General features: G+C 41.8%; 12 protein-coding genes. 7 read left to right on the top strand and 5 right to left on the bottom strand.

Annotation, left to right across the window (positions count from 1 at the left end; translation table 11 throughout):
- Window positions 1-33: 33 nt before the first annotated feature.
- Window positions 34-1,476 (top strand): protein adenylyltransferase SelO, encoded by a 1,443-nt coding sequence (locus tag FPL17_RS17550; RefSeq protein WP_159886513.1) that lies wholly within the window; start codon window positions 34-36, stop codon window positions 1,474-1,476.
- Between the two features lie 12 nt (window positions 1,477-1,488).
- Entirely contained in the window at window positions 1,489-2,070 is a 582-nt protein-coding gene (locus FPL17_RS17545; protein ID WP_159886511.1) for a L,D-transpeptidase family protein, read from the top strand.
- 274 nt (window positions 2,071-2,344) lie between these two features.
- On the opposite strand, the gene FPL17_RS17540 is transcribed toward FPL17_RS17545, so the two are convergent.
- Window positions 2,345-3,031, bottom strand: coding sequence for a response regulator (locus FPL17_RS17540; RefSeq protein ID WP_005193024.1), 687 nt, complete (start codon window positions 3,029-3,031; stop codon window positions 2,345-2,347).
- Between the two features lie 45 nt (window positions 3,032-3,076).
- A complete protein-coding gene (baeS, locus tag FPL17_RS17535; protein WP_159886509.1) occupies window positions 3,077-4,747 on the bottom strand; it encodes a sensor histidine kinase efflux regulator BaeS in 1,671 nt (556 codons plus the stop codon).
- A 131-nt stretch (window positions 4,748-4,878) separates the two neighbouring features.
- Between baeS and FPL17_RS17530 the strand changes: the two genes are divergently transcribed.
- The 4 genes from FPL17_RS17530 to FPL17_RS17515 all read left to right on the top strand — a co-directional run bounded on the left by FPL17_RS17530 (window position 4,879) and on the right by FPL17_RS17515 (window position 9,931).
- Window positions 4,879-5,253, top strand: coding sequence for a hypothetical protein (locus FPL17_RS17530; RefSeq protein WP_005193030.1), 375 nt, complete (start codon window positions 4,879-4,881; stop codon window positions 5,251-5,253).
- 311 nt (window positions 5,254-5,564) lie between these two features.
- Window positions 5,565-7,367 (top strand): acyl-CoA dehydrogenase C-terminal domain-containing protein, encoded by a 1,803-nt coding sequence (locus FPL17_RS17525; RefSeq protein ID WP_005193034.1) that lies wholly within the window; start codon window positions 5,565-5,567, stop codon window positions 7,365-7,367.
- Window positions 7,368-7,529: 162 nt separating this feature from the next.
- On the top strand, window positions 7,530-9,311 hold the full coding sequence (locus FPL17_RS17520; RefSeq protein ID WP_159886507.1) for an acyl-CoA dehydrogenase C-terminal domain-containing protein: 1,782 nt from the start codon (window positions 7,530-7,532) through the stop codon (window positions 9,309-9,311).
- 122 nt (window positions 9,312-9,433) lie between these two features.
- On the top strand, window positions 9,434-9,931 hold the full coding sequence (locus FPL17_RS17515) for a phosphate-starvation-inducible protein PsiE (RefSeq protein WP_005206182.1): 498 nt from the start codon (window positions 9,434-9,436) through the stop codon (window positions 9,929-9,931).
- 41 nt (window positions 9,932-9,972) lie between these two features.
- Here the strand turns inward: FPL17_RS17515 and FPL17_RS17510 are convergent, their stop codons facing one another.
- The gene (locus FPL17_RS17510) at window positions 9,973-10,344 is read right to left on the bottom strand and encodes an RcnB family protein (RefSeq protein WP_016660161.1); all 372 of its coding nucleotides are present in this window, start codon (window positions 10,342-10,344) and stop codon (window positions 9,973-9,975) included.
- A 152-nt stretch (window positions 10,345-10,496) separates the two neighbouring features.
- The gene (locus tag FPL17_RS17505) at window positions 10,497-10,988 is read right to left on the bottom strand and encodes an RcnB family protein (protein ID WP_159886505.1); all 492 of its coding nucleotides are present in this window, start codon (window positions 10,986-10,988) and stop codon (window positions 10,497-10,499) included.
- A gap of 179 nt (window positions 10,989-11,167) precedes the next feature.
- On the opposite strand from FPL17_RS17505, the gene FPL17_RS17500 reads away from it, so the two are divergent.
- Window positions 11,168-11,605, top strand: coding sequence for a hypothetical protein (locus tag FPL17_RS17500; RefSeq protein ID WP_159886922.1), 438 nt, complete (start codon window positions 11,168-11,170; stop codon window positions 11,603-11,605).
- Window positions 11,606-11,689: 84 nt separating this feature from the next.
- Here the strand turns inward: FPL17_RS17500 and FPL17_RS17495 are convergent, their stop codons facing one another.
- On the bottom strand, window positions 11,690-12,502 hold the full coding sequence (locus FPL17_RS17495) for a hypothetical protein (RefSeq protein WP_159886503.1): 813 nt from the start codon (window positions 12,500-12,502) through the stop codon (window positions 11,690-11,692).
- Window positions 12,503-12,518: the final 16 nt, after the last annotated feature.

The following is a 12,518-nucleotide window of genomic DNA, read 5'->3' as shown; positions in this document are numbered from 1 at the left end:
AGTCATGATTCAGCTCTCTCTGATGTTTCAGTTATGCAATTCAATCCCCGCTATGCTTCACTTAATCCTAAGCTCTATCACCAACAGCAGCCAAGTCCATTGCGTGGTGCCAAAGCAGGTCATTTCAATGAAGCTTTAGCAGATGAATTGCAATGGAGCGAAGAAGACAAAGCCAACTGGGTTGAAATCTGTAGTGGACAAAAAACCTTCACTGAATTCCCGCCACTCGCTATGGTTTATGCAGGGCATCAGTTTGGACAATGGGCTGGACAGTTAGGAGATGGCCGCGGTTTGTTGATCGGGCAAATCCTAAATAAACAAGGTGAAACGATTGATCTACATCTCAAAGGTGCAGGTTCAACTCCCTACTCGCGTATGGGCGATGGACGTGCTGTGCTGCGTTCGGTGATTCGTGAATATCTAGCTGGACATGCGTTAAATGCTTTGGGTGTTGCATCAAGTCACGCAGTAGGTTTTACCAGCTCTACGCAAGGCGTACAGCGCGAAACCCTAGAGCTAGGTGCGATGCTATTACGTACCTCCGAATGCCATATTCGTTTGGGGCATTTTGAGTGGATTAATCAATATGCACCTGAACTTTTGGCTGAATTCACCCAGAAATGTATTGAATGGCATTATCCAGAATGCCTGAACGCTGAAAATCCAATTCTGGCTTTCGCAGAAGCGGTGATTGAGAGAACCGCGATTATGATTGCTAAATGGCAACTGGTTGGCTTTGCGCATGGTGTCATGAATACCGATAATCTTAATATTACAGGTTCAACACTCGACTTTGGCCCTTACGGTTTTATGGAACGTTTCCGCCCGAATTGGATTAACAACCATTCAGACTATCAAGGACGTTATACTTATCAGAATCAACCGAGTATTGGTCATTGGAATCTTTGGACATGGCTGAATAATTTAATTCCATTAGCGAGCGCAGAAAATAAAGAACAGTTCAAACTCGATCTAGCAGCATGTTTAGAAAAATTTGAGCCGACCTTCTTACAATATTATGGTCAAGGACTCTGTCAAAAAATGGGTCTGCCAGAATTTCATAAAGACAGTCTAGATTGTAGTTTTGCCTTTCTTGGTATTTTGCAAACAGAGCAGCTCGATTACACGCAAAGTTTTCTTCGTTTGCAGCAACAAGATTACAAAGCATTAAGAGATGACTGTATTCATATCCAGCAGTTTGATGACTTCCTAACACGCTATCAAAATATCCGACAACATCAAGATACTGATGCCTTGGATGAGATCATGCAGCAGGTCAATCCACAGTATATTCTGCGCAATCATATGGCGCAGAAAGCCATTGAACTTGCAGAACGTGGTGACTTTAATGAGGTTGATCGTTTGTTTAAGTTATTGAATCAACCCTATCAAAAACAATCTGATTTAGAAACTGAGCAGGATACTGGGCCATTACCAAGCGATGTAGCTGAAATTTCTGTCAGTTGTTCATCTTAGCAGAAGAAATCTATGAAAATTGGACTGATGATCGGATGTGCGATTTTAATCCTGTTATTGGGACTGGCTTATTTCCAGTATGGTAAGTTCATCCCAACATTAGGATCAACACATCAGCCTCTTTCAGACCATGAAATACAAAAGCTTCAACAAACTAAACCCGTGACTTCCATTGAAGTATTTAAAAGCCAGCGCATTCTGCAATTGAAGCACCAGCAAGAAATCATTCGCAGCTATCCAATCCGTTTAGGCTTTGACCCGATCGGACATAAACAATTTGAAGGTGATGGCAAGACACCTGAAGGGACTTATTCTATCGATTGGCGTAATCCTCAAAGTGCTTACTATAAGTCTTTGCACATCTCCTATCCCAACAAAGAGGATCGTGCTTATGCCAAACAACATCAGCGCTCAGCAGGCGGTGATGTGATGATTCATGGCACTGTACCAACACGTGCCACCTCATTTCCTGCCAGCGCACGCTATATGCCACGCAAAGACTGGACCTTAGGCTGTATTGCGGTGACCAACTCGGATATAGACGAAATATGGCAACTGGTTGCTGATCATACGCCGATTATCATCCACCCCTAATGGGGTAAGTGTGCAGGTGAGTTTGCGGATAAAGATATTGATCAAACCGAGCAAGGCTTATTCAGGGGATAAGTTTTTAAGCTAGAAACAATCTCTTTTCAGAAACCTCGCTCATCACAAGTGATTGTAAAGTAATGTAATCTTATTTTGCGCAGAATCCAGTGATGGTTTACTTAAAACTAGAAAAGAAGATAATTTCTACAAAACCCTTAAGAAACTATCCACATTTTCTGTGGATAACGCTGTGGTTATCCACAGGATAACGTAAATCTAGTTACTCATCTGGATATTCAAAGCGATAACCCACACCATAAACTGCCTGAATCCATTCATGACGATTGCCCGTATCTGCCGCTTCTGTAATCTTACGGCGCAGGTTTTTAATATGACTATCAATCACACGATCGGCAACATCGAAGCTATCAGGATTAATGTGATCAAGTAATTGTGCACGAGAATAAACTTGACCTAAGTGTTCTAAGAACAACTCTAATAAACGAAACTCAGTCGGGGTCAAAGTCAGTGCTTTTTGCTGATACCAGATGCGCTGTTGCGCTTTATCAATACGGAATAAATCATTCTGTTCAGGCTCAGCCTTACGTTCCAAACGACGCAAAACAGCCTGTACACGGGCAACCAGTTCTTTTGGACTAAATGGCTTACAGATATAGTCATCTGCACCCATGTTCAAACCTAACACACGGTCAATTTCTTCAGTACGCGCAGTCACCATAATGATCGGTAGGTCAGACTGTTCACGAACTTTACGGCAAATGGTCAAGCCATCCATGCGTGGCACCATCAAGTCCAAAATCATCAAACTCGGTTTACGTTGCTGAAACTGGGTATAAGCATCCTGACCATCATGAAACATACTGACTTCAAAACCAGCAGCTTCTAAATAATCACGAACCAACTGTGCGAGTTCAACCTCATCTTCAACCAACATAATATGTTTCATGGTCTTCATCCTATCCATCATCCCCCACCAAAGAGGATTTAAAAGTTATTTAATCTGTTTTGAGAAAGTCAGCACACAACGTAATCCACCTAAAGGTGAATGGTCGAAAGTCAGTGAACCACCTAAAGCTTGCGCCAGTTTACATGATAAGGCTAAGCCTAAGCCTGTACCTCCAGTGCTACGTGTACGTGAATCATCAACACGATAGAAGCGTTCACCTAAACGTGCCAGTTGCTCATCATTTACACCCAATGGACTATCATCCACATACATTATCCATTGTTGCTCATTTTGTTGAGTGTGAATCTGTATTTTTCCGCCTTGTTCGGTATAACGAACACAGTTACCCAGCAAATTGACAATAATCTGTTTAAAGCGATCCCGATCTAAAGATAGGATTGCCCCTTCTCCAGACAATGTCACCTCAAGCTGGTTTTGCTCAAATGTAGATCTAAAGTTTTCAACTTCTTGTAGGACGACATCCCACGGATTAACATCTGCAAAATAGCATTTCAACTGTTGTGCATCTGCCTGTGCTAAATCAGCCAAATCCTGTGTCAACTTCTTCAAACTACTCACTTGACGCATCATGGCATCAAGATGCTCTGGTGTCGCTTTACGAATTCCATCCTGCATCGCCTCAATCTGTGCCTGTAATACAGCCAATGGTGTTTTCAGTTCATGTGAGGTGTCAGATACCCATTGACGGCGTGATTCTTCATGGTGATGCAAGATATCAGCCAAATGATTCAGCTGATTGGACAAATCACCAAGTTCATCGTTACGACGGATCTTCACTTGATGCTGGTAATTACCACGCGTGAGTTCGCGAGTTGCGTTCAACAAACGTTGAATTGGTTTTTTAAAATAAGTTGCCATCAACAAAGCGGCAACTAGACTCGAAAGTACGGTTAAAGCATAGACCAAAAGTAAATAACGTTTTTGATTACTAAAGAAATTAATACTTGATGCATCATCCTGATCTAAAACAGGTTTTAATCCTAAATAGCCAACGACCTTTTGCCCTACAATAATGGGGCGAAAAGCAATTTGATCTGTCGCAGGTTCACCCACAATAAACTGCTGCTTTTCATCATACAAAGATAAACGCGAGCTTAGGCCTAAACGGTCCGGAATCGAAACAAAGCGCTTTTTACCATGTTCAGCTGGTGTATTCAGTTTGGTTTCCTGCTTACCGTCATTACTTTCTTTCTTTAAACGGAATTGACTTTGACTTAAAGGAAAACGTAAACCTTCAAAGGGTTGGTATTCTGAAGGTAAATTCTGTTTAAGGATTTTTAATTCTTCATCATTAAAGATTTGGCGATTTTTGATTTCGACATTATTTTGCGCCAGCGTTGGAGACAGGCTGAGTAAGGTATGGTCATTAAAATAACGTTGCTGTAAAGCAATATCATACTGACGACGCAACCACCATTGTGACAATCGATCATAGTCGTCAGGAGCTGCACTGCCCTCAATTTGTAAAATTTGTGCCTGAATCGCATTACCCCAGTCATGGTAAACCGTATAGACATTGCCTAAGTTGGCAATCAAACGGTCCAATTTCTGCATTTCTACATCGGCCACATAGCGTGCAAAGTTCTTTTGCATGGTCCAATGCAAGACCCCCAAGCTAATCGTAGCGATCAACAAGGTCGTGAGTAATACCGTTAAAAACAAGCGTAAAGCTAAAGGCACGCGACGAACATTCAAAAGCTGAGTCTCAATAGTGTTCTATTTGTGGATTGTAACCAACATGGTCGAAAAAAACTCTCCATTGTTTCTTCATCTTTATTATCTAATCTTTAACCATCAAATCAACACTGATCATGCTGGATAAAACAATGAACAAGACAAAAATCGCAATGATGACCACACTACTCGGTTCTGTTTTAGGTTTAGCTGCCTGTCAATCGACAACGCCAGCAGAACAGTCGATGAACCGTGACCACCACCGTCATAATATGCAACGTGCACCACTAACGCCAGAGCAACGCGCTGAATGGCAGGCCAAACGAGAACAACGTTTAGAGCAGCGCGAACAAATGCGTCAGGAACATCAAGCGCAACGTGCTCAGATTGAACAAGCTTGCCAAGGGAAACGTATTGGTGATCGTGTGAATATTCAGTGGAATAAGCGTGTAATTGAAGGCACTTGTGAAGTTCGCTTTACCCCAGACAAATCACAATTCAAGCGTCAAGCTAACGCAACTACTTAATTCCCCTCTTCCTCATCGGCGCTTCTAAAGCGCCTTTTTTTATGGCCAAAGAGTGTTCATTTTAAATTACACAGCTGCTTACGATTTTACATCAGCAGTTTAACTCAAAAGTCTGAAAACCACCTACAATCTATACGCTTAAGCAGATTGAACCATAAACTTTGACTTAGCAGTCACTAAGAAATGACCTGCAAAAGCTTGTACCGAACTATAACTTGTTGCACGATTAGCAGTACAAAATGGTGCTGTTGGGCACATTTATCATTGACTAAGATTATAACTCTGGTTTAACCAGTATTGAGGAACCCGCTATGCCACAATACAAAGCACCCTTACGTGATATGCAGTTCGTATTGCACGAATTATTAAATGCTGAAGCACATTACGCGAAACTTCCTGCATTTCAAGACACTGTAAGCCGTGAATTGGTTGATCAATATTTAGAAGCAGCGGCTGATTTCTGCGAAAACGAACTTTCTCCTTTAAACCAAGTCGGCGACCGTGAAGGTTGTACTTGGAATGACGGTGTTGTAACAACGCCTACAGGCTTTAAAGAAGCGTATCAAAAATATATCGAACTTGGCTTCCCATCTCTTTCTGCTGATGAAGAGTTTGGCGGTCAAGCATTACCAAACTCTTTAGGGATTTCTATCTCTGAAATGGTGGGTACTGCAAACTGGTCATGGGGCATGTACCCTGGTCTTTCTCACGGTGCTGTTCGTACTTTAGAACATCACGGTTCTGATGAGCAAAAGAACACTTACTTGCCAAACCTTGTTTCAGGCGTTTGGACAGGTACCATGTGCTTAACTGAATCTCATGCAGGTTCTGACTTAGGTATCATCCGTTCTAAAGCAGAACCAAATGCTGATGGTAGTTACGCAATCTCTGGCGAGAAAATCTTTATCTCTGCTGGTGAACATGACATGGCTGAGAACATCATCCATATCGTACTTGCGCGTTTACCAGGTGCACCAAAAGGCACTAAAGGCATCTCTTTATTCATCGTACCTAAGTTCCACGTCAATGCTGATGGTTCAGTTGGCGAGCGTAATGCAGTACGTTGTGGTTCAATCGAACACAAAATGGGTATCCATGGTAACGCAACTTGTGTCATTAACTTTGACCAAGCAAAAGGTTACTTGATCGGACCTGAAAACCGTGGCTTAAACTGCATGTTCACCTTCATGAACACAGCACGTATTGGTACAGCGGTTCAAGGTTTATCTGCATCTGAATCTTCTTTCCAAGGCGCTTTAGCGTATGCGAAAGATCGTTTGGCAATGCGTTCTCTTTCTGGCCCTAAAGCACCTGAAAAAGAAGCAGACCCAATTATTGTTCACCCTGCTGTTCGTAACATGCTTTTAACGCAAAAATCATTTGCTGAAGGCGGTCGTGCGTTGGTTTACTTATTGGCTCAATATGCAGATATCGTTGAAAAAGGCGAAACTGAAGAAGAGCGTAAGTTTGCTGATAACATCTTGTCTTTGTTAACACCAATTGCAAAAGCATTCTTAACTGAAACAGGTTCTGAATCTGCGAAGCACGGTGTACAAGTTTTTGGTGGTCACGGCTTCATCTCTGAACACGGTATGGAACAAATCGTACGTGATACACGTATTGCTTGCTTATACGAAGGTACAACTGAGATTCAAGCACTTGACTTGTTAGGTCGTAAAGTCTTGCAAACTCAAGGTGCAATGTTGAAAGACTTCACCAAGATTATCCATAAATTTGTTGAAGCAAACAAAGACAATGCTGCAATGCAAGAGTTCATTGCGCCATTAGCTGCTGCAAACAAAGAATGGGGCGATATCACCATGCAAATCGGTATGCGTGCAATGCAAAACCCGGATGAAGTTGGTGCAGCTGCGGTTGACTACTTATACTTCTCTGGTTATGTAACGCTTGCTTACTTATGGGCACGTATGGCGCTTGTTGCTCAAGAGAAATTGGCTGAAGGTTCAACTGAAGTTGACTTCTACAATGCCAAAGTGACCACTGCTCGCTTCTACTTCAAGAAGATCTTGCCACGTGTTCGCTCACATGTAGACGTACTTTCAACTGGCGTTGCGCCATTGTTTGAACTTGATGCGGAACACTTCGCTTTCTAAACATAGTTTAGAATGAGATGCAACGTTCATCACAGAAAAAGGACTGGTCAGTTTTGACCGTCCTTTTTTTGTTTAATCAATGCTAAATTTATACGATTCAATTTATTTGTTCGTTTTATTTGATCACTTTGCACATGAAACGGTGCGTAGAAGGGAACGATTATGCCAATTTACAATGCTCCTTTAGCAGACATGAAATTCATCTTAAATGATGTATTTAAAGCAGAACAATTTTGGCAGTCTAATGAGAAACTGGCTCATGTAGATGCTGCAACAGCTGAAGCAATTTTAGAAGAAATGGCGAAGTTTGCCCAAAACGTGACACATCCGTTAAACCGTACGGGTGATGAAGAAGGCGCACGTTGGGAAAATGGTGAAGTTTTCACTCCAGCAGGTTTCAAAGAAGCATTCCGTCAATATGCTGACGGCGGTTGGATCGGCTTAGGTGCTGATGAAGAATGGGGCGGTCAAGCAATGCCAAAAATGCTGACTGTATTGTCTGATGAAATGTTATTCGCAACCAACCCATCATTCATGCTCTACCCGCTGCTTTCTGTGGGTGCTGGTATGGCCTTAAATAGCTATGCATCACAAGAGCAAAAAGAAACCTATTTACCTAAAATCTACTCTGGCGAATGGTCAGGTACGATGTGCTTAACTGAACCACATGCAGGTACAGATTTAGGCATTATCAAAACTAAAGCTGAACGTAATGAAGACGGTACTTATAACATTACCGGTACTAAAATCTTCATCACCGGTGGTGATAACGACCTAGCTGAAAACATCATTCATCTTGTGCTTGCGAAGACACCTGATGCTCCTGCGGGTTCACGTGGTATCTCGTTATTCATCGTTCCAAAGTTCCTGTTAAATGAAGATGGTTCTTTAGGTGAACGCAACCCTGTTGGTCCTGGTTCAATTGAACACAAAATGGGGATCAAAGCCTCGGCAACATGTGTGATGAACTTTGATGGTGCCAAAGGCTACCTCGTGGGTAAAGAAAACGAAGGCCTTGCTGCAATGTTCGTAATGATGAACTACGAACGTTTGTCGATGGGTATTCAAGGTCTGGGCGCTTCTGAATTTGCGTATCAAAATGCAGCACAATACGCGACTGACCGTTTGCAAGGCCGTAGTGCAGCAGGCGTTCAATCACCAAATAAACCAGCAGACAGCATTTTAGTGCATGGTGATGTCCGTCGTATGTTACTGAACGTACGCGCCAATAACGAAGCATCACGTGCATTTGCAGTTTATGTAGGTCAACAGTTAGACATTACTAAATTCTCGACTGATGCAGAAGCTGTGAAGCAAGCGAACAACCGCGTTGCACTGTTAACGCCTATCGCGAAAGCTTATCTCACTGATACTGCCTTCCAAGCAACCTTAGATGCACAAATGGTGTTTGGTGGTCACGGTTATATCCGTGAATGGGGTATGGAACAATGTATCCGTGATCTTCGTATTGCTCAAATTTACGAAGGGACTAACGGTGTTCAGTCTCAAGATTTAATTGGTCGTAAAACCATTAAATGTGGCGGTGCATTCATTGCTGAGTACATCACTGAAATCCGTGACTTCGCCAATGATCTAGACACTGATTTGAACTTCATTAAAGATGCAACTTTAGACGCTGCAACTGAAATTGAAGCAATCACGCAGTTCATTATCGAGCAAGCAGCTGAAAATGTTAACTTCCCGAACTCCGCTGCGGTTGACTATTTACATGCAGTAGGCTTACTCAGCTTCGCATATATGTTTGCAAAAATCGCTGCTGCTGCAAAAGACAAGTCTGGTGATTTCTACCAAAACAAAATTGCATTAGCACAATACTTTGTAGACCGTATCTTGCCTGAATTAGATGCACGTTTAGCGAAAATCAAAGCAGGTTCTGACTTGATCATGAACTTCAGCGAAGATTACTTCACCAACCAAGCTTAATTTTGGCGTGATGTTAAAAACTGCCTCAATCATTTGGTTGAGGCAGTTTTTTTATCGCTATAATAAAATCAGCATAAAACTTGCATAACATTCTAATGATCATGTTGAGAATATAAATCGCTATGTCGAACTCTAAAGAGAAACTTGAAGGCTTACCTCGCCTACTTGATCGCTTCGGTCACTACGCGGTTGAAGCCTTTCATTATTTAGCCTTATTTATTATCGGCTGTATGATCGCATGGTCAGCCGTGCATACCGTGATTGAAATTTTAACCGTAAAACAGTACGCCACTATTGATGACATCTTACTACTGTTTATCTATTTAGAATTAGGCGCCATGGTCGGGATTTATTTCAAAACCAATCACATGCCGGTGCGCTTTTTGATTTATGTCGCGATTACTGCACTCACCCGTCTGTTGATTGCCGATATTCAGCACAACCATAAAGCTTCTATGGATTTGGTGATTACCACAGGTTCGATCTTGATTTTAGCGGTGGCAATTTTGGTGGTCCGATTTGCGTCATGGAACTACCCTTCTGTGATTCGAGGTAAGGATCAAGAACAACAATTGCCTTCCAACAAAACACCTCGACCACAAGATGACGAATTGGCATAAATAAAAAAGCAGGCACATGGCCTGCTTTTTTATTGCATTTGTTATGCAACTCGGAAAACACGATATTTCGAGTCGACTAAAACATATTTGCCTTGTACCTGCATCCAGTTATAGCCGCGAGGTGGTTCATATAAACGGTGAGTACGATAGTTCGAAACTACATAACGATTACTACGGAATTCTGATGGTAAACGCTCGCCACGCTTGAAGTTAATACGTTGACCATAATGATTACCACGGTCGCCATTCGACCAGCGCGGTTGTTCACGATGATCATAACGGTGGTCATAACGATCATAGCGGTTATCGTAGCGATCTTTATGATCATGATTCCAACGATTTGAATCCGCCATAGCTGAGGCAGAAACACCCAACATAAGTGTTGATACCAGTAATACTACTGTCTTCTTCATTCTTTAATCCTCTGTTTTTCGATCTGAAATCAGATTAAGAAAAACTCAAGGAGAAAGCATGAATAAAACTCACGACATTGCAAAGCTTTGTAATGAATAGCGAGAAATTATGGAGAATGCTCTAGAGGCTTCATTTTAAAAACCATCAAAAATCAGCGAATAATCTCAATGGTAAAATTATCATCAGTCACTAAAAGATAACGTCCATCGACGACGACCCAATGTCTGCCACTTGGTGGTTCACGTAAGGAATAATAGCCCCAGTCACGAACCACATAGCGCTCACTGCGGAACTCACCTGGTAATTCATTGCCCACCACAAAAGACTCACGGCGATAGCTGCGGTCATATTGAGTCTCTGGATAATATTCAACACGAACACCCGGTCGATGATTCGGGTGAGGATAATAGTTATTTTGATTCGGCTGATAATAATAGCCCTTCGGTGGTGCAGTTGGTGTCGCACGCTGATTCGAGAACGCAAATGGGTCTTGCGCAGGCGGCTGATAGGCAGGTGTATTTTGATGATAAGAACGACGCTCTACCCCACTATATCCACCCCATGCATTATCGGCATAGCTCATTACAGGGAGACCGCTGAGAAAGCTAATCAAGCCATAGATATAAAGTTTAGATTGCTTCATCGTGATCTCCCTAAAAGCAGAGTATCTTTCTATTTTAGAATAAAAAATAAGCGCCACTGTTGTAATAATATTTTTTCAGATTAGCTGTTGAATTCCCAAGATAAACAGCAGCGAGCTACAGCTCCGCTGAGATATGCTAAAATCATTTTTTTGGTTTTAAGGCAACATCTGTGGCTGAAATGAATTTTGATCGTCTCTATCAATTCTTTTGCAAAGTTCCAAGTGTGCAAGAAGCGCGTATCGTTGCGCATGGTGCAGATGGTCAACATGCATGGTGGTTTAAATTCAATATTGATGTTGAACATCCGTTGGCATGGCAAACAGTCCAAGAACTTGGACATGTTCTCAATTATTTATCCACCAATGAACGTTTACCAACCCAGTTCTTCCCAGTGTCTCCACCGCCCTATATGAACGGTGAAGCCAAAGATTTCTTGGCTTGGGTAATCCAATGTAATCATCCAGAATTCACTCCTGATGTGGTCTGTGACTGGTTAGAAGCCCGTTTACCGAATCCTGTCGAGGATGAAAGTCAGTGGAAAATCAAAACAGATTTAAGCGAACTTGATCAAATGGCCGATAAAGATTTAGATCAATTGATCCCACCTAGCCCTTAATTTTTTTATTGATGATGTATATCTTTCAACAAGCTGAATACCAAGTAAAGGTTCACATTCAGCTTGTTGAGCTCAGGTTCTGAATCAGGATAAGTCGTAACCTAGATATTCTTGTGGTGATTCAGAATAAGGTAAAATCAGATAATTATTTTTAAAAATCAGGTCTTTCATTGCCTTTTGATGGGCGGAATCTAAAGGATAAATCAAAGCGAGATCCTGAACTAAATCTTCAATTTTTTCTGCTTTAAAATCTGGGGTTTTAATCCATCCCAATAACGCTGCTCCAAGTCCGATAAATTCGAAGCCATAGTGCTGCATTTTCTGAATCAGCGCATAATTCTCGAAGGGATCAAAATCACAAGAAAAATAGCCATTCGGTAGCATCGCCAGTTTCAATGCTTCTGTTTCAACAGCCGCCACTTTAACCATCATTTCAGTATTGCGAGAGATCAATAGCTGTTGATTGAAGTAAATGAGCGCATCGAGATCACTCTGATCATAGTGCTGCATTTTTCCAGCCATGCTTTCAAAGCTTCGCTGGTGGTCTGAATGACTCAACTGTTGCACATGATGCTGAAACAACAAAGGGGTGACAATATTCGTTTCAATCAGACGACTGTCTTGGCTGCCAAGATCTTCGATTCCTTCAAAATATTGGCTATCGTCAAAATAAAGCTGATCACCCAACTGAGCATGCATAGAGGTGTATTCTGCCTGTGCTCTATCATCTAAAACCAGAAACACTTTTTTAGGATAAACATCCTGTTTAAGGGCGAGATAGCACTCCAAGAGTTCTGCCCAACTTTGAATTTCAACAATATCTGCATAATGATTGAATTGATGTACATCTAAATCAATCTCATCATCCTGTCTGATATTCAGTTTAATTTTCGCCATTGTGCAGAACTCTATT

The organism is Acinetobacter dispersus (assembly GCF_009884975.1).
Taxonomy (GTDB): Bacteria; Pseudomonadota; Gammaproteobacteria; order Pseudomonadales; family Moraxellaceae; genus Acinetobacter; species Acinetobacter dispersus.
Note: the sequence above shows the minus strand (reverse complement) of the source record. Positions and strands in the feature narration are given on the sequence as shown.

Bases quoted from the DNA above. Each gene is read 5' to 3' on its own strand.
- FPL17_RS17550 (WP_159886513.1), top strand. From the start codon at position 34: ATGCAATTCAATCCCCGCTATGCTTCACTTAATCCTAAGCTCTATCAC.
- FPL17_RS17545 (WP_159886511.1), top strand. From the start codon at position 1,489: ATGAAAATTGGACTGATGATCGGATGTGCGATTTTAATCCTGTTATTG.
- FPL17_RS17540 (WP_005193024.1), bottom strand. From the start codon at position 3,031: ATGAAACATATTATGTTGGTTGAAGATGAGGTTGAACTCGCACAGTTG.
- FPL17_RS17530 (WP_005193030.1), top strand. From the start codon at position 4,879: ATGAACAAGACAAAAATCGCAATGATGACCACACTACTCGGTTCTGTT.
- FPL17_RS17525 (WP_005193034.1), top strand. From the start codon at position 5,565: ATGCCACAATACAAAGCACCCTTACGTGATATGCAGTTCGTATTGCAC.
- FPL17_RS17520 (WP_159886507.1), top strand. From the start codon at position 7,530: ATGCCAATTTACAATGCTCCTTTAGCAGACATGAAATTCATCTTAAAT.
- FPL17_RS17515 (WP_005206182.1), top strand. From the start codon at position 9,434: ATGTCGAACTCTAAAGAGAAACTTGAAGGCTTACCTCGCCTACTTGAT.
- FPL17_RS17510 (WP_016660161.1), bottom strand. From the start codon at position 10,344: ATGAAGAAGACAGTAGTATTACTGGTATCAACACTTATGTTGGGTGTT.
- FPL17_RS17505 (WP_159886505.1), bottom strand. From the start codon at position 10,988: ATGAAGCAATCTAAACTTTATATCTATGGCTTGATTAGCTTTCTCAGC.
- FPL17_RS17500 (WP_159886922.1), top strand. From the start codon at position 11,168: ATGAATTTTGATCGTCTCTATCAATTCTTTTGCAAAGTTCCAAGTGTG.
- FPL17_RS17495 (WP_159886503.1), bottom strand. From the start codon at position 12,502: ATGGCGAAAATTAAACTGAATATCAGACAGGATGATGAGATTGATTTA.